We start from the raw sequence: 16,627 nt of genomic DNA, 5'->3' as shown, positions 1-16,627 counted from the left end.
CCTCCATGAGGTTCGGAACTTTTGCGTTCGGAGGTTAGAGCTGGGCCCGGTGCACGGACCGGATCGATTACCTAGCGCAGCTCTTGGATGCGGATCAGGTTGCCCGCGGGATCGCGGACCGCGCAGTCCCGCAGCCCGTACGGCTGTTCTGTCGGCTCCTGGACAATCTCGACGTCGCCGGCCTGCAGCTGCTCGAAGGTGCGGTCGAGGTCCTTGGTCGCCAACAGCAACGTGGCGTAGCTGCCCTTGGCCATCATCTCGGCGATGGTGCGCCGCTCGTCTTCGGTGATGCCCGGGTTGGCGGCCGGCGGATTCAGGACGATCGACGTGTCGGGCTGGTTCGGGGGTCCCACGGTGATCCAGCGCATCTCGCCCTTTCCGACGTCGAGGCGGACTTCGAAACCGAGGGTGTCGCGGTAGAAGGCGAGCGAGGATTCCGGGTCGTCGTGTGGCAGGAAGCTGGAGTGAATCGTGATGTCCATGGGGTCAGGCTAAGCGGGCCCGGTGACCCGAGCTTCTCGATTCCTGATCGGTCTGGTCACCTGTTTGGCCACGCACGGCGGCATTCCGGCCAGCGCGTCGGCCCCCTGGCGCCGGTAGGTGCTCGGCGGCACGCCGACCAGTTCGGTGAAGCGAGTGCTGAAGGTGCCCAACGAGGAGCAGCCGACGGCGAAACACACGTCGGTGACGTTCAGGTCGCCACGGCGCAGCAACGCCATCGCGCGCTCGATGCGCCGTGTCATCAGATAGAAGTACGGCGACTCGCCGTAGGCGCGGCGGAACTCGCGGCTCAGGTGACCGGCGGACATGTGCACGTCGCGGGCGAGCGCCTCGACGTCCAGCGGCCGCGCGTACTCCCGATCGATCCGGTCGCGGACGCGGCGGAGCAGCGCGAGGGTGCGCAGGCGCTGCGCCGCGTCGGGTCCTTGGCGCACCGGTAATCCCTACGCGCCGACCAACTCTGGATGGAACTTGGCCGCCATCCGGCGCAGCCCGTCACGCCAGTCGACCGTCGTGCCGCCGATGAGCTCATGCATCCGGTCGCTGTCCGTGGGATTGCCGCGCAGCGCCTGCTCGCTCACCTCGAAAACCGGTTCCTTGCCCACCAGCGAGCCGAGGTAGCCACACCACTCCTGGATGCTGACCGTTTGGTCACCGCACCAGTTGACGGTGGTCGCCGGAACCGACGCCACCTCCAGCAGCTTCGGAATGGTCGCGATGATGTCGTCCTCGTGAATCGGGTTGTAGCGTGCGGGTTCACCGGGCGGCACCGGGATCGGGATGCCCGCCAGCATCATCTCCATGTGGTAGAACGGCCACCCGCCGTTGTCGCCGTAGGGGACGTTGAGCCGGGCGATGGTGGTGGGCACCCCGAGGGCCCGCGCCATCGACCGGGCGACGACCTCCCCCGCGATCTTGGAGATGGAGTAGGTGGGAAACAGACACTTGTGGTTATCGCCGAGGGCGGCGGCCTCGGTTCGCGGATTGTCGTCCGGCGGGTCATAGACGGCGGCCGACGAACAATGCAGAAACGCCTTCGCGTCGCGGCAGTGCGCCATGAGCAGACCCACCGACTCCGCATTGGCGGCGAGGTCCTTGTCCCAGTTCCCGCTCTTGGCTACCGCCAGGTTAAGGACGTACTCGAAATCGGTTGGCAGACTCGCGAAGTCACCGGCAGCCAGGTTGACCTGCTCGCAGCGGACACCGGCCTTCTCCAGGCCCTCCCGGGCTGCCGGATCGGTGAACCGGGCGATGCCCCATACCTCGTTGTCGGCCGCGAACGCCCGCGCAATGGGGGTCGCGATTTGACCGGTCGGGCCGGTGATCAGGATCTTTGAGCCGCGCATGCGCTGATAGTAGCGACTCAGAGCCCCGGTTGGTCGTCGATGATGCCGAGCCAGATCTGCGCGACGTCGATGGCGACTTTCTCACTGATGAAGGCGTGCTGCGTCCCGGTGTAGATGTCGCGGAAAGCCCGCTCCAAGCGAGTGCCCTCCCGGATCGAGCTGGTGCCCGCAACCAGGTGGGCCCACTCGGCGCAGCTTCGCGCGATGTCGGTGGCGTACACCGCCGCCACCCGCATGTCCGCGCGCAGCAACGGCGTCAGCTCCTCCCCCGAGGCCACCGCGGCCTCGGCGGTGGTGAACGCGTCGAGCACCAGCAGCCGAGCGGCCCGCCAGGCTGCGCGGTGGTGAGCCAGCCCCTTCTGGAAGGTCGGGCGGCTGGCCAGCGAAGCCATGTCACTCATCCGGAACTTCGTCGCCGCCAGCTCCTGGACGTCATCGAGCATGCTCTTGGCGACGCCCAGCGCCCACGACGCGTGGCCTGCGGCGGTGACCGGCATCAGCCCCATCCGGGTGGCCGGCGACGTCCCGCGATACGGCTCGCGCACGAAGAGCTCGAAGGTGCGGCTCGCCGGCACGAACACCTCCTGGGCGCTGTAATCATAGGAGCCGGTTCCCTTGAGCCCCTGGACAAACCAGCCGTCATTGAAGCTGATCTGATCCCGCGGAATCACCGCGACCCGCATCTCCGGGAAGCCCTCGCTGATCCAGCGCATTTCGCCGTTGTCCATGGGAAAGAACCCGGCCGCGACGTACTGGGAGTGCCCGATGCCCGAGCCGAAGTTCCACGACCCGCTCACCAGGTAGCCGCCATCGACGGCGGATCCCTGGCCGTTGGGAAAGAATTGGCCGCCCATCGTGACGCGGTTGTCGTGCGCGGTGAACACCTCGGCGAAACCCTCGTCGGGCAGGTACGCCGCGGCGGCGAAGGAGGACGGCAGGTTGGCGATGCCGACCCAACCGAAAGAGCCATCCTGCCAGGCCATTTCGATCCAGGTCTCGATCATCTCGGTGAACGACGGTTCCGCACCTCCCGCGGGGGCTGGGTTGAACGCGGACATCAGCCCGCTCGCCCACATCTCGTCGATGATCGCCGGGGTGAGGGTGCGCGCCCGCTCGGATTCTGCGGCCTCGGCGCGCACCAGGTCGCGCATCCCGCGGGCAAGCGAGACAACCCGGTCATCGGTGTCGGCTATCGACGTCATTCACCTGTCCCATCATCGCGACGGCATCAGCGGAAACTGATATCGGTGACCGTACCAACCGCTTTCCGTTCCAAAAACGAAAATCGCGGCGCCGAATGCGAGAGGGCAGCATGATCAACACCATTGCCACGGTTGTTGTGGTAGCGCTCGGTTTGCACATCCTGGTCAAGTTCGCCTTTTTCGCGCTGCCGTATCGCCGGCGTCGCGCCTTGCTGGACAAGCAATACAGCGGCAGGGCTTCGGCGACGACCGCCTCTGATCGCGTGCTGCTGGGCTTCACCGTCGCAATCGCCGTGCTCGTGTTCTGGCGCGGTGTGGACTCCGTCAGTTTCCTTGGCGGATTGTGGATCGGTGCGACGCTCATCCAGTTGTACTTCCACCAGTTCCACCGCCCGGTACCGCCCGAGCGTGCCGCTCCACCCCAGACATCGCCGATCAAAGAAATGTCGTACGCCATCCAGGACGCGCCGTGGCGGCCGTGGCCTCAATTACTCATGCTGTCGGCACTGGTGGGGGCGAGCCTTATCGGGCTGTTCTGGAAGTGATGGCCGTGCAGCGGTCCGCGGAAGTTGCCGCGCCGCGGTCAGGTCTCGCCCTACCGTGGGGGACGTGCGGTGGATCGTGGACGGGATGAACGTGATCGGGAGCCGCCCGGACGGGTGGTGGAAGGACCGCGGTGGCGCCATGGTCGCATTGGTGGAGCACCTCGACCGATGGGCGGCCACCCATGGGGACCGCGTGACGGTCGTGTTCGAGCGGCCACCGTCGAGCGCCATTCCCGCATCGGTGATCGAGATCGCGTACGCGCCCCGGGCGGCCGCGAACTCCGCCGATGACGAGATCGTCCGCCGCGTCCAGGCCGACCCCCAGCCGCACGACATTCGGGTGGTGACGTCCGACAATGGGCTGAGCGATCGCGTAGTCGGTCTGGGCGCCTCGGTCCACCCCGCTGCGAGCTTCCGCGACCTCATCGACCCCCGAGGACCGCGAGCCTCATGAACGCCGGCCGCGGCGGCGCCGCAGTGAACCGCGTTTGCGCAGCCGCCGGGATCGACATCCCGATCATTCAGGCGCCGATGACCTATATCGCCGGTGCCCAGCTGGCCGCCGCGGTGTCCAACGCGGGCGCGCTGGGCGTCATCGAGACCACATCCGAGCAGGGCCGGGCCGACCTGCGGCGAGTCCGCGACCTCACCGACCGTCCGGTGGGCGCGAACATAGCGCTGATCATGAACCGCGACCCGGCCACCGTGGATCTGTTGGTAGCCAACGACATCCGTTTCGTCACCACATCGGCCGGCGATCCGGCGCTGTTCATCGGCCGGCTCCACGATGCCGGCATCACCGTGTTCCATGTGGTGGGCACCCTCGCTGCGGCCCGGAAAGCGGTCGACGCCGGAGTGGACGGGCTCGTGGTTGAGGGCGTCGAGGGCGGCGGGTTCAAGAACCGATTCGGTGCGTCGACCATGGTGCTGCTGCCGCTGGTGGCGGCCGAGGTCGACGTGCCGATCGTGGCGGCGGGAGGGATTTGCGACGCGCGCTCGATGGCGGCCGCCTTCGTTCTCGGCGCCGAGGGCGTGCAGATGGGCACGCGGCTGCTGGCCTCGGCGGATTCTCCGGTGCACGGCAACCTCAAGCGGGCGGTCGTCGCCGCCGATGAAACCTCCACCGTGCTCCTCCCCCTCGACGGCAAACGCATGATGCGGGTGATCCGGACGGCCGCCGCCGAAAGGCTGGACACCGCAACGTCTTCCGGCGACGGCGCCGCGGCGCTGCAACGGGTGCAGCGGCTGTATTTCGACGGGGACATGGACGCCAGCGTCGCCAACACCGGTCAGGTGGCAGGGCGGATCCAGGACACCCCGCCGGCCGCCGAGATCATCGAGCGGATGTGGGCGGGATGCGGCGAAGCGCTGGCGGCCACCGCGGACCGACTCGGGTCGCCGGGGGTTAGCTCGGGCAACTCCTGACGTCGAAGACGACCTGTTCGCCTTCGACCTTGGAACAGCTCACAGCGACGGACATTGGCAGCGCGCAAACAGCGCCTGGACGCCCGCGCTGGGGAAAACGCTGTCGGCGGACCGGGTCAGCCCGCCGCGGCCAGTGCCGCGTCGTAGTTGGGCTCCTGGGCGATCTCGGGGACCAACTCGGTGTAGGTGACCTTCCCGTCGGCGCCGACCACGACGATGGCCCGGGCCAGCAGACCGGCCATCGGGCCGTCGTTGATGGTGACGCCGTAGTCCTCGCCGAAGCTGCTGCGGAACGCCGAGCCCGTCTTGACGTTGTCGATGCCCTCCGCCCCGCAGAACCGCGCGAACGCGAACGGCAGGTCTTTCGACACGCACACCACCGTGGCCCCGCTGGCGGCGGCGCGCTCGTTGAAGGTCCGGACGCTGGCCGCGCACACCGGCGTGTCCACGGACGGGAAGATGTTGAGCACCACGGCTTTACCGCCAAGCTGGTCGCTACTGACCGCCCCCAGGTCGCCGCCGGTCAGGCTGAAGGCCGGCGCCGGGGATCCGACGGCAGGCAGCTCGCCGACGGTGTTGATCGGGTTTCCACGCAACGTTATCTGTGCCATGCGGACAGTCTGCCAAGCCCGCCGAGCACGCCATGGGCCAGGTCCCCATGTCCTAATTGGTGGGTTACAGGGCGTAGACGACATGCCGGGCCGTGCCGAACACTTGAGTCCATGACTCGCAAGGTCGTCATCGCCGGCTTTCCCGGCGTGCAGGCGCTCGACGTGGTGGGACCACACGACGTCTTCGCCGGTGCATCGCTGCTCACCGGGGGCGGGTACGACGTCGTGGTGGGCTCCGTCGACGGGCAGGCGATCACCACCCCGACCGGGCTGGGCTTCGTCGCGGCGCCGCTGCCGGACCCGAACGACCCGAGCGAGAAGATCGACACGGTGGTGCTGCCCGGCGGCGGAGGTGTCGAGGCGGCGCGGTCGGATGCCGAGCTGATCGGCTGGATCAAGGCCGTCGCCGGAACCGCCCGTCGCGTGGTCACCGTCTGCACCGGCGCGTTCCTGGCGGCCGAGGCGGGCCTGCTGGACGGGCAGCGGGTCACCACACACTGGGCCTTCGCCGGGCGGTTGGCCCGTGAGTTCCCGGCGATCGACGTCGACGCCGATCCGATCTTCGTCCGCAGCTCGGACACCGTATGGACGGCCGCGGGTGTCACCGCGGGGATCGACCTGGCGCTCTCGCTGGTCGAGGACGACCACGGCACCGAGGTTGCGCAGACGGTCGCCCGCTGGCTGGTGCTGTATCTGCGCCGCCCCGGCGGGCAGACGCAGTTCGCGGCGCCGGTGTGGATGCCGCGCGCCAAACGCCACGCGATCCGCGCGGTGCAGGAGGCCATCGAGGCGGAACCGGGCGGCGAGCACAGCGTCGACGAGCTGGCCCGCCGCGCGGCGATGAGCCCGCGGCACTTCACCCGCGTGTTCACCGCGGAGGTCGGCGAGGCGCCCGGCCAGTACGTGGAGCGCATCCGCACCGAGGCCGCACGCCGTCAGTTGGAGGAGACCGACGACACCGTCGTCGCGATCGCCAGCCGCTGCGGCTTCGGCACCGCGGAAACCATGCGGCGCAACTTCCTTCGCCGGGTCGGCATTCCGCCGGACCAGTACCGCAAGGCCTTCGCCTGACACTGACGCCTGAAACCGAAAGGACGACACCATGAACCAGATCGCGATCGTGACCTATCCGGGATTCACCGCGCTCGACATGATCGGCCCGTACGAGGTGCTGCGCAATCTGCCGGACACCGAGGTGCGGTTCGTCTGGCACGAGGCGGGGCCGATCACCGCGGACTCCGGGGTGCTGATCATCGGGGCCACCCATTCGCTGGCCGAAACACCGTCGCCCGACGTGATTTTGGTGCCGGGCGGCCCGTCGACCCCGGTGCATGCCCGCGACGAGGCGCTGCTGGACTGGCTGCGGCGGGCGCATCGGAGCGCCCGATGGACGACGTCGGTGTGCTCCGGGTCGGTGATCCTTGCGGCGGCCGGGCTGCTCGAAGGCCGGCGCGCGACGTCGCACTGGCTGACCGTTCCGGCCCTGAAGGCCTTCGGCGCCGTTCCGGTGGGCGACGAGCGAATCGTGCACCAGGGCGACGTCGTCACCTGCGCGGGGGTCTCGGCGGGACTCGACATGGCGCTGTGGCTGGCCGGCGAGATCGGCGGCGAAGGTAGGGCCAAGGCGATCCAGTTGGCGATCGAATACGACCCTCAGCCGCCGTTCGACTCCGGCCATCTGTCGAAGTCGTCGGCGACCACGAAGGCGGCCGCGACCGCGCTGCTGTCCAGAGACAGTGTGAAGCCGGCCAACGTGAAGGCGGCCACGATGCTGGCGTGGGAGCAGGCGCTGGCGGCCGTGCGGTCGCGGCGGCGGGGGCGACAGCCGGTGACCAGTTAGTCAGGCGCCGGGCTGCAGGATTTCGTCGGACGCGAGCCGGCCGCCGGCCTGCAGCCAGGCGGCCACCACCCCGGGCGCATCCCGGTTGGGGTTGTAGATGTCCTCCTCGCTGGAGAACAACCCGTCCCCCGCGTAGACCAGCCGAGTCCAGTTCGGAAACCAGAAGGGTTCGCCCTTGGGGTCCGTCGGATGGTCGAGCAGATTCTTGATCATCACGACGACCGCGTCGTTGTCTTCGTCGTAGGCGGTCCAGTCGGACGGAAATCGCATGTGCGGGAACGGTGCCATAACCGCGACGATCCAGTCCCGCACCGCCTCGCGGCCATGAAACACCCCGTAGTGGTGTTCGGTGTAGACGACATCCTCGGTGAAGAGATCGGCGAACGGTCGCCAGTCGCCCGAGGCGCTGCACCCCTCCACTACCCGCGTGTAGTTCTCGACGGCTTGCTCGATTTCTGCCCTGGTGAATTTGCCCATGGCGGACACACTAGAACGTGTTTCGGTTACAGGTCGCTCGTCTGGATAGGGATATGGCATGAACGTCTTGAAGTTGTTTGATCTGCGCGGCAAGCGGGCGCTGGTAACTGGGGCATCCAGCGGCATCGGCAAAAAGGTGGCGCAGGCATATCTGCAAGCGGGCGCCGACGTCGCCATCGCGGCGCGGCGAGACGAGGGCCTGGAACAGGTGGCCCGGGAGATCGCGGCGGACGGCGACGGCAAGGTCGTGCCCGTTCGCTGCGACGTGACCCAACCCGATCAGGTGACCGAGATGCTGGAGCTGGTGAACGCGGAGTTCGGTGGCGTCGACATCGCGGTCTGCAACGCCGGCATCATCACCGTGAACTCGATGCTGGACATGTCGCCCGAAGAATTCGAGCGGATCCAAAGCACCAATGTCACAGGCGTTTTCCTCACTGCGCAAGCGGCGGCCAGGGCGATGGTCCGGCAGGGCCATGGCGGCGCGATCATCACCACGGCCTCCATGTCGGGCCACATCATCAACGTGCCGCAACAAGTGGGCCACTACTGCACGTCCAAAGCGGCGGTGATTCACCTGACCAAGGCCATGGCCGTGGAGTTGGCTCCGCACAACATCCGGGTCAACAGCGTTAGCCCGGGCTACATCCTGACCGAACTCGTGGAGCCGTTGACGGAATATCACCGGCTGTGGGAGCCGAAGATCCCGCTCGGGCGGATCGGCCGCCCCGAAGAACTGATCGGCCTGTACCTCTACCTGGCGAGCGAGGCTTCCAGCTACATGACCGGTTCGGACGTCGTGATCGACGGCGGCTACACCTGTCCGTAGGTCATGCGACGACGACGCGGCGGCCGAAACGGGCGCGCACGCCGGGCGAGAACAGCGCCCGCAACGGCTCTCCCGCGGGGCGAACCATGCTGGCCACCACCAGCTCGTCGTGCATGTCGACGACGTCGGCCGCGTGCAGTGGCCAGGTTTCGTGTTCGTTCGGTATCCACCAGGTGCGGCCGGCGGTCCGGGTGTGCGCGCCCCATCGGGCGGTGAGCCAGATTTCCAGCGGTGTCGGTTTCACCGGGGCGCCGATGGCGACCTCGATTCGGCTGCGCAGGCCGCGGCGGGGCCACCGGCGCACGCTGTCATAGGTGATGCGGTCGCCGTGCCGTTGCGTCCGCATTTTCGCCCAGGTGTAGGGGACGCCGAGGCCGACCCGGGTGACCGGCACGACCGCGAGCCGCGCCGTCTCCAGCGACCGGAACAGCACGCCATGCCTGCCGGCGTCGTCGACCGAATACAGCCGGACATTCGTCTCCGGGAAGCTGCCGAAGTACGGAAGTCGTAGAACCGAGCCAACTTTGGTGCTGTCCATGACGAATGGGACCAACCCGACGTAGGTCATCCCGTCGGCGAAGACGTCGGGCCGGGTACCTGGCGGGTACATCGTCTCGACGGCGTCGGGCCGCACCGGCCAATGGATGAAAGTCAGGTCCCGCCAGCACTGGTCGAAGGCGATGGGACCGCGAAGCGGCGGCGGGATCACCGGGTATCCCTCGAGGCCCTGGCCGTCGCCGGGTTCGGGCGCCGGCGCCCCGGGAGCCGTCGTCATCCCTCCAACTCCCCAAATACCTTTCGTTCGATGCCGGCTTGCGTGGTGGCCGGCAAGACGACGAGGCCCTCGAGTTCCTGACGCGCCAACTCATAGGCCTGCCGTCGTTCCTGCGCTGTCGCGGCGGCATCCGACGCCACGCGTAACAGATTCTGAGCGCGCGCGATCCGCTGCTGGTCCGCCCTGGAGAAGTCGGTGCGGCGTCTGCGTATCGCTTCCGTCTCGGCGGCGTGGAAGGCGGTCACGTAATCCTCGACGGCGGCCCGGTACTGAGCGGCGGTGTCGCGGTCGTCGAGGAGGTCTTCGGCCTTGGTGGGGCGCAGGAAGTCGGCGCGGAGCTTGGCTTTGTGGAAGGCGACGGTGAGCGGGTCGCGCATGTCCGTCATGAGCGGAAAGTCGAGCAGTTTGGCCACGTCGAGTTCATACTCGAGCCAGCGGGCGTCGGTACGGCTGTGCTCCTCGAGGACGCGGCGCAGCGACCGCCACTGCGCGACGTGATTGTCGCCAGTGTCCGGTGTTTCCGTCCGCTCGATCCGCGGCGGTTGTTCGGCCGGCCGACGGTTGGCGCTGAACGCTCGCACCGCGGCGATTGTCGCCCCGGCCAGGGGCAGGATCACGATCAACAGCTCCGCCAACCGGATGAGTAAACCCACACGGCCAGGATGCCACTCGCGCAGCGGCTACAGAATCCCGAAGCCGCGCAGGGCTTTTATCCCGAACCAGATCCCGAAAACCACCCCGGCGACGATCAGGATGGGCCGGTCGTGCGCCTGCAGCCAGCGCAACGCCCGGTCCAGGAGGGAGCGTGACCGCTGCGGAGAAAATGCCGCCGCACCCACGATGCTCAGATTCACGCTCGCCGCAAGCGCCACGAAGAGAACGTATGAACCGATATTGGCGGGCCTGCTGAGGTTCGCATCGCCGATGACGCTGATCGCCGCCAGCGTGAATACCCAGGCTTTCACCGACACGGTGATGACACCGGCGCCGATGAGGAAGGCCTTGCCGGGCGTGGCCGACGTCAGCGCGGTCATCCACTTCGGTGGCGGGGCGTTGGGATCATCGTCGCTGAACAGCTCTCGCGCCGCGGTAACCAGAAACAGCAGGGCCACCACCAACAGCACGGTCGACACGATCCAGTGGTGTGGGTGATTCGAGTCGGCTTCGCGCTTTCCCCAATGCAGAATCGTGCCGAAGATGAGTCCTTGCAGCAGGCGTGTGCTGACGTGCCCGGCCACCCAGGCGCCGGCCGCTCGCACACGCGACGGGGTGCCCAACAACATGATCGTGATGACGATCTCGATCGGTTCGAGTGCGCAGCCAAGGATCAATGGGACGAGGCTGCCCCACATGGCGAGCACTATTGCGCTCCCAGCGCCGCGCGCATCTCCGCCTCGGCGATCGCCGCGGCCAGATCAGCGGGCTGTGGGCGCACGGTGGCGTCGATTCGGTCGATACGCCCCGTGAAGCGGAAGTCGTGCCCGTACGGCGCAACCGGGGAGCCGGTGTCGGTGCCGACGTCCAAGGTCTCGCCGCTCATCGAGAACCGGAACGGCACCGTCCGCTCGACGCGGCCGCCGGCGACCACGGCGTCATCGACGCGCAGTGACACCGAGGCGCCCTTGCCCAGTCCACCGCCGTCGTAGTCGAACGAAAGCCCCAGTGCGACTGGGCCTTCCGGTAGTGGTTCGGGGGCTTTCACGGTGGTCAGCTCATGACCGACGTAGTTGTAGGAAAAATGCGGAATCCCGTCCTGCAGGTACAAACTCCACCCGGCCATCGCCCCGCCCATGCTGATTACCACGCCCCGACCGCCGCCCTTAGGTATGGTCAGCTGCGCCCGCAGCTCGAACGAGGTGCTGGTGTAGGTCAGCGTCACGGGTTCGGGGATCCGCACTTGCCCGGCGTAGTAGGTGACCGAGGTGCGCTCGCCCAGCAGGCTTGGCCGGTTGGCGGGCAGCGCGCGGGCCAGTGTCGCGTCGCTGAGCGGGTAGACGTCGTATTTGCGCGCTTCGGTATCGAAGACGGCCTGCAGTTCCGCGAGCTTGTCGGGGCATTGTGCCGCAAGGTCGACGCCTTGGCTGAAGTCACCCGCCAGGTGGTAGAGCTCCCAACGTTCAGCATCCCCGAATGGGGTTGCCCGTTGGGTGCGGACCCAGGGCAGTCGACCGTGAAAGCATGAGGCGATCCAGCCGTCGTGGTACACGGCGCGATTGCCGAAGATTTCGAAGTACTGCGTGGTTCGCCGACTGGCCGCGGTCGCGTCGTCGAACGAGTACCGCATGCTGACACCTTGGATCGGCTTCTGTTCGACGCCGTTGACGCGCGCCGGCATCTCGATGCCGGTGGCTTCGAGGATCGTGGGGACGATGTCTATGACATGGTGGAACTGGCTGCGCTGCTCGCCAGCCGCCGTGATGCCCTGCGGCCAGGAGATCGCCAGCCCGTTACGGGTTCCGCCGAAATGCGACGCCACTTGTTTCATCCACTGAAACGGTGCGTCGAGCGCCCACGCCCAGCCGACGTTGTAATGGTTTTCGCACCGGGGGGTGCCGAAGTCGGCGATGTGAGCCAGCAGCCATTCGGGGTCTTCCGGCAGACCATTTTGAAATGCCGGTGAGCTCCACGCACCGTGTATCGTTCCTTCGGCGGACGCGCCGTTGTCGCCGCACAGGTAAATGAATAGCGTGTTGTCCCATTGCCTCAACTCGTCTATGGCGTCGATGACCCGCCCGATCTGGGCGTCGGTGTGGGCCAAAAATCCTGCGTAGACCTCCATCAGGCGGCGGGCCACCGGCTTGTAGCGATCGTCGTAGTCCGCCCATGCGGGTATTTGCTCGGGTCGTGGCGTCAGGCGGGCACCGGATGGAATGATGCCCATTTCAAGCTGGCGGGCATATGTCCGCTCCCGCAGGGCATCCCAGCCGTCGTCGAACTGGCCGGCGAAGCTATCCGACCATTCCGGCCATACCTGGTGGGGACTGTGGGTCGCGCCGGGCGCGAGGTACAGAAAGAACGGCTTGTCCGGTGCCGAGGTCTTCTGCAGCCGGATCCAGTCGATCGCCTTGTCGGCGAGGTCTTCGGTCAAGTGGTAGCGGTCGCGGCCGAGGTACGGCTCCACCGGTGTGGTTTGGTCGTAAAGCGCGGGTTCGTACTGGGAGGTATCCCCGCCCAGGAATCCGTAGAAGCGTTCGAAGCCGAGTCCAGTTGGCCAGCGGTCGAACGGTCCCGCGGGGCCGATCTCCCATGTCGGCGTGAAATGTGCCTTACCGAACAGAGCCGTGCTGTAGCCGCTCATCCGCAACACCTCGGCGACGGTAGCTGTGCTCTGCGGTATCACGCTGTCGTAACCCGGTAATCCGTAGGCGATCTCGCAGATGGTGCCCATGTGCGCGCTGTGATGGTTGCGCCCGGTCAGCAGGGCGGCGCGCGTCGGAGAGCACAGCGCGGTGGTGTGGAATTGGTTGTAGCGCAACCCGGCACCGGCGACACGGTCGAGGGCCGGTGTCGGAACGGGGCCGCCGAACGTCGTTGCGGCGCCGAATCCGACGTCGTCCAGCAATACGACCACGACGTTGGGCGCCCCGGCCGGCGGGTGGACGATCGAGGGTTTGATCGGTGTGGAATCGCCTGCAGAGGGGCGGATGACCCCGCTGAAACGTTCATTGCCGCGGGGTAGGTCGGCCATCGCGCCTCCTGATGCTGGTTAAGCTGGTTCCCGGCCGTCCCCCATGCAACTTCGGCGCTTTCACCGTAGCGGGCGGCGAATTCTCGTCGGCATCACGTCTGCGGTCGCACTCCGAGGACGTCGCGAAACAGCGCCTGCCGCAACGCGAGTTCGCGCGGGTCACTCCAGAGGTGAAAACCCAGCCGGTTCATGACGTACGCGAAGCCGATGCCGGTGTCCGGGTCGGCGCAGCCGAAAGACCCGCCGAAGCCGGGAGTACCGAAGGCGCGACCCGAAGACCCGAATGCGAAGTGCGGCACCGGTTTACAGAAGCCCAGCGAATACGCCACGTCGACGTTCATCACCTTGTCGCGGATGCCCTGGCTCGGCGAGAGCGCCGGCGCCGTAAGGGCCGCGACGGTGTCGGCGCCGAGGCCGAGCTCGGCTCCCCCGGTTGCCGCGCTGCCGTACATGCGCGCCACCGACCGGGCGGTGCCGATGCCGTTGGCCGACGGAATCTCGACCGCCCGAACGTCCTCGCGGTTGTAGTCACCGTTGAACGGGTTGACGCCGCGCGGGACCGCGATCGCGCGGGCGGTCAGGCCGACCGGGTTGAGCGAGGCGCCCACGAATCCCGGTGGCATGACGTTCAGGTGTAGCAGCGTTTCGGCGCGCACCCAGTTGTGTACGTGCGCGACCCGCTCGCGGTTGACCGAATCCGGCAGGCCGATGTGCAGGTCGAGCCCCAGCGGCCGGACGATTTCGTCGGCCATGAAGCGGCCCAGCGTGCGGCCGGCCGGGTCCGTCCGGCGGATCAGCTCGGATTCGTACCAGCCCAGCGTGATCGCGTGGTAACCGTGCCGCGAACCCGGTCGCCACGCCGGCGCCTGCGCCGCCAGGATGGGTGAGAGCCTGGCCGGGTCGGCGACGTCGGCCAGCGCCGGCTTCGGTTTGAGCGCGCACAGGCCGGCCTGATGCCCCAGGAGTTGGCGGACCGTCACGTCGCCCTTGCCCGCCCGCGCGAATTCCGGCCAGTAATCGGCCACCTTGGCGTCATAGGAGATGAGTCCTCGGGACACCGCGACGGCCACGACCAGGGCGGCGACCCCTTTGGTCGTCGAGAACATGTTGACCATGGTGTCGGCCTGCCAGGGTTGTTTGGCCAACCCGTTCCGGTAGCCGCCCCACAGGTCCACGACCTTGACCCCATCGCGGTAGACGGCGACGGCCGCTCCGACTTCAGCACTGTCGCGGAAACTCGCGCGAAAGGCGTCGGCGACCTTTCCATAGCCGGCATCCACGTCGCCGCCGATCAGGTCCGCCGACACCGCAACCTTGAGCACCATCGTCACGCCTCCGAAAGGAGACTAAGCCAGCGGCGGACGCGAGCAGCGCTTTTCGGGCCGTCTCATCCCAGCGGGTCAGTGGGCGCCCAGACTGCCGCTCAGGTACTGGGCGCGGCAGGCCCGGCGCGCCAGCTTGCCGCTGGTGGTGCGGGGAATCGCGCCCGCCGGCAGGAAACACACCTCGGTGACCGGCAGCCCGTGGCGGCGCATGACCGCGGCCCCGATGGCCTCGATGGCCGGCCGCGGGTCGGCGCGGCTGGTGCCCGTCGCCCGCTCGGCGATGATCACGAGTCGCTGATCGGCCTCCTCGCCCGGCACGGCGAAGGCGGTCACGTATCCGCGCCGCACCAGCGGGGACGCTTCGGCGACGGTCGCCTCGATGTCCTGCGGGTAGTGGTTGCGGCCGCCGATGGTGACCATGTCGGCGGTCCGACCGGTGACGTAAAGCTCGCCGTCGACATAGATGCCCAAGTCCCCGGTCCGCAACCACGGGCGATCGAGGAGCGAGCCTTCGGCGTGGCTGGCGTCGGCGAGCCGCGATCGCAACCGGGCGCCGAACGCTCGCCCGGTTTCGTCGGGCAGTCCCCAGTAGCCCCGGCCGACGTTGTTGCCCTGCACCCAGATCTCGCCGACCCGACCGTCGGGCAGTTCGGTCCCGGTGGCCGGGTCGACGATTACGGCCCATTCGCTGCGGCCCACCTGGCCGCAGGAGACCTGTGCCACGGCTTCGGGGTCGTCCGGCGCGACCCGCACCGCGCGACCGGCGCCCAGTTCCTCGCGGTGGAAGTAGGCGGGGGTCGCCTCGGCGGTGGGCGTGATGGTCGCGACGAACAGGGTGGCCTCGGCAATGCCGTATGAGGGCTTGAACGCCGTCGGTGGCAATCCGTACGGGGAGAACGCCTTGTTGAAGGCTGTGATCGCCTCGATGCGGACGGGCTCGGACCCGATGATCAGCACCACCTTGCTCAGGTCGACATCATCGCCCGGCGCGGGCACTCCCCGCTGGGCGGTCCATTCGTAGGCGAAGTTCGGCGCCGCGGTGACGGCCCGGCCTGCCTCGGCCGACAGGGCTTTGATCCAGCGTTGCGGCCTGCGGACGAACGCGGCCGGCGACATCAGCGTGGAGTGTCCGCCGTATACCGCCGGGAAGCCGATCATCGATAACCCCATGTCGTGGTAGAGCGGCAACCAGCTCACACCGTGGGTGTTGCGGTCCAACAGGTCAATCGAAAGGATCATCTGCACGAGGTTGGTGCCGACCGCGCGGTGCGTGATCTCGACGCCGACCGGGGGCCGCGTCGAGCCCGATGTGTACTGCAGGTGGGAGACGTCGTCGTGGCGTAACTCGTTGCGGGCGAACGAATCCCGATCCGAGTCGGGGATCTCGTCGATGACGATTACCCGGGGCCGGTGCGGTTGCGGGAGGGTGCTCAAGAACTCCTCGACTGCGTTCCGCGCCGCCGATGTGGTCAACACGGCCGTCGGCCGCGAATCGCGCAGGGCGGTGTTCAGGCGTTGCGCGTGGCCGGGCAACTCGGGCGCGAACAACGGCACCGCAATGGTTCCCGCCTTGATCGCCGCATAGAACCCCATCACGTAGTCGAGGCTCTGCGGCGCCAAGACGGCGACCCGCTCACCATGGCCGGCGACCTGTTGGACGCGCGCGCCGATGGCTTCCAGCCTGACACCGAACTGGTTCCACGTCACCTCTTCGACGAGTCCGTCGGCCGAACGGTTGAAGTCCAAGAAGCGGTACGCCACGGTGTTACCGACGTTCGCGATGTTGCGATCGATGAGCGAGATCAGCGTGACGTCCGGCGGCACCACGATGTTGCCCTGGGCATCCAGGCAGTCCTCGATCTCGAGCAGGCCGGGGACGGCTTTGGCGCGCTGCCGGGAACCGAACTCCATGGCCCCACTGTAGGCACCGCCGCCGTGCCGCGAACGTGATCATCGGCACGCCAAGCGCGAAGGGCCTTCGGTGAGAATCGAATTCGCCGGTCGGCGCCGACCCGTCGGTGACCGTCGTGCGCCCTCGTCGCGGCGCCCGCAACGTGAGCGGT

Annotated in this window: 18 protein-coding genes; 6 read left to right on the top strand and 12 right to left on the bottom strand. The window is 67.7% G+C overall.

Annotation, left to right across the window (positions count from 1 at the left end):
- Positions 1-71: 71 nt before the first annotated feature.
- The 4 genes from A5711_RS04925 to A5711_RS04910 are packed head-to-tail and all read right to left on the bottom strand — an operon-like array spanning position 72 to position 3,049.
- Positions 72-482, bottom strand: a complete 411-nt coding sequence (locus tag A5711_RS04925; RefSeq protein ID WP_067944526.1) for a VOC family protein — start codon at positions 480-482, stop codon at positions 72-74.
- Between the two features lie 9 nt (positions 483-491).
- Positions 492-935 (bottom strand): helix-turn-helix transcriptional regulator, encoded by a 444-nt coding sequence (locus tag A5711_RS04920; protein WP_067944525.1) that lies wholly within the window; start codon positions 933-935, stop codon positions 492-494.
- Between the two features lie 9 nt (positions 936-944).
- On the bottom strand, positions 945-1,847 hold the full coding sequence (locus tag A5711_RS04915) for an NAD(P)-dependent oxidoreductase (RefSeq protein ID WP_067944524.1): 903 nt from the start codon (positions 1,845-1,847) through the stop codon (positions 945-947).
- A gap of 17 nt (positions 1,848-1,864) precedes the next feature.
- Positions 1,865-3,049: an acyl-CoA dehydrogenase family protein gene (locus A5711_RS04910; RefSeq protein WP_067944523.1), complete on the bottom strand. Its 1,185-nt coding sequence runs from the start codon at positions 3,047-3,049 to the stop codon at positions 1,865-1,867.
- A 110-nt stretch (positions 3,050-3,159) separates the two neighbouring features.
- Here A5711_RS04910 and A5711_RS04905 point away from each other — a divergent pair, with 110 nt between their 5' ends.
- The 3 genes from A5711_RS04905 to A5711_RS04895 all read left to right on the top strand — a co-directional run bounded on the left by A5711_RS04905 (position 3,160) and on the right by A5711_RS04895 (position 5,019).
- Complete coding sequence (locus A5711_RS04905) at positions 3,160-3,594, top strand: hypothetical protein (protein WP_067944522.1); 435 nt, start codon at positions 3,160-3,162, stop codon at positions 3,592-3,594.
- Positions 3,595-3,658: 64 nt separating this feature from the next.
- On the top strand, positions 3,659-4,048 hold the full coding sequence (locus A5711_RS04900) for an NYN domain-containing protein (RefSeq protein ID WP_067944531.1): 390 nt from the start codon (positions 3,659-3,661) through the stop codon (positions 4,046-4,048).
- Positions 4,045-5,019, top strand: coding sequence for a nitronate monooxygenase family protein (locus A5711_RS04895; protein ID WP_067944521.1), 975 nt, complete (start codon positions 4,045-4,047; stop codon positions 5,017-5,019). The genes A5711_RS04900 and A5711_RS04895 overlap by 4 nt, the downstream gene beginning before the upstream one ends.
- Before the next feature lie 116 nt (positions 5,020-5,135).
- Here A5711_RS04895 and tpx read toward each other — a convergent pair whose 3' ends face one another.
- Positions 5,136-5,630 carry a thiol peroxidase gene (tpx, locus tag A5711_RS04890; RefSeq protein WP_067944520.1) on the bottom strand — a complete coding sequence of 165 codons (495 nt, stop codon included), beginning with the start codon at positions 5,628-5,630 and terminating at the stop codon, positions 5,136-5,138.
- 111 nt (positions 5,631-5,741) lie between these two features.
- On the opposite strand from tpx, the gene A5711_RS04885 reads away from it, so the two are divergent.
- Together A5711_RS04885 and A5711_RS04880 are read left to right on the top strand one after the other, a co-directional pair.
- Positions 5,742-6,701, top strand: coding sequence for a GlxA family transcriptional regulator (locus A5711_RS04885; protein ID WP_067944519.1), 960 nt, complete (start codon positions 5,742-5,744; stop codon positions 6,699-6,701).
- Between the two features lie 31 nt (positions 6,702-6,732).
- Entirely contained in the window at positions 6,733-7,470 is a 738-nt protein-coding gene (locus A5711_RS04880) for a DJ-1/PfpI family protein (RefSeq protein WP_067944518.1), read from the top strand.
- Here the strand turns inward: A5711_RS04880 and A5711_RS04875 are convergent, their stop codons facing one another.
- Positions 7,471-7,947: a nuclear transport factor 2 family protein gene (locus A5711_RS04875; protein WP_067944517.1), complete on the bottom strand. Its 477-nt coding sequence runs from the start codon at positions 7,945-7,947 to the stop codon at positions 7,471-7,473. It lies immediately after the preceding gene.
- A gap of 58 nt (positions 7,948-8,005) precedes the next feature.
- Between A5711_RS04875 and A5711_RS04870 the strand changes: the two genes are divergently transcribed.
- On the top strand, positions 8,006-8,776 hold the full coding sequence (locus A5711_RS04870) for an SDR family oxidoreductase (RefSeq protein ID WP_067944516.1): 771 nt from the start codon (positions 8,006-8,008) through the stop codon (positions 8,774-8,776).
- A gap of 1 nt (position 8,777) precedes the next feature.
- Here A5711_RS04870 and A5711_RS04865 read toward each other — a convergent pair whose 3' ends face one another.
- From A5711_RS04865 to A5711_RS04840, 6 genes are all read right to left on the bottom strand, one after another.
- Positions 8,778-9,551 (bottom strand): YqjF family protein, encoded by a 774-nt coding sequence (locus A5711_RS04865; RefSeq protein ID WP_082975650.1) that lies wholly within the window; start codon positions 9,549-9,551, stop codon positions 8,778-8,780.
- Entirely contained in the window at positions 9,548-10,204 is a 657-nt protein-coding gene (locus A5711_RS04860; RefSeq protein WP_067944515.1) for a hypothetical protein, read from the bottom strand. Before A5711_RS04860 ends, A5711_RS04865 begins: the two co-directional genes overlap by 4 nt.
- A 27-nt stretch (positions 10,205-10,231) precedes the next feature.
- A complete protein-coding gene (locus A5711_RS04855; RefSeq protein ID WP_067944529.1) occupies positions 10,232-10,903 on the bottom strand; it encodes a GAP family protein in 672 nt (223 codons plus the stop codon).
- Positions 10,904-10,911: 8 nt separating this feature from the next.
- Positions 10,912-13,239 carry an arylsulfatase gene (locus tag A5711_RS04850; protein WP_067944514.1) on the bottom strand — a complete coding sequence of 776 codons (2,328 nt, stop codon included), beginning with the start codon at positions 13,237-13,239 and terminating at the stop codon, positions 10,912-10,914.
- A 92-nt stretch (positions 13,240-13,331) separates the two neighbouring features.
- The gene (locus tag A5711_RS04845) at positions 13,332-14,564 is read right to left on the bottom strand and encodes a serine hydrolase domain-containing protein (protein ID WP_067944528.1); all 1,233 of its coding nucleotides are present in this window, start codon (positions 14,562-14,564) and stop codon (positions 13,332-13,334) included.
- Positions 14,565-14,639: 75 nt separating this feature from the next.
- Positions 14,640-16,475, bottom strand: a complete 1,836-nt coding sequence (locus tag A5711_RS04840) for a fatty acyl-AMP ligase (RefSeq protein ID WP_067944513.1) — start codon at positions 16,473-16,475, stop codon at positions 14,640-14,642.
- Positions 16,476-16,627: the final 152 nt, after the last annotated feature.

The sequence above is a fragment of the Mycobacterium sp. E2238 genome (genome assembly GCF_001672665.1).
Classification (GTDB): Bacteria; Actinomycetota; Actinomycetes; order Mycobacteriales; family Mycobacteriaceae; genus Mycobacterium.
The sequence above is the reverse complement of the archived record's forward strand: the minus strand, read 5'-3'. Positions and strand labels throughout refer to the sequence as shown.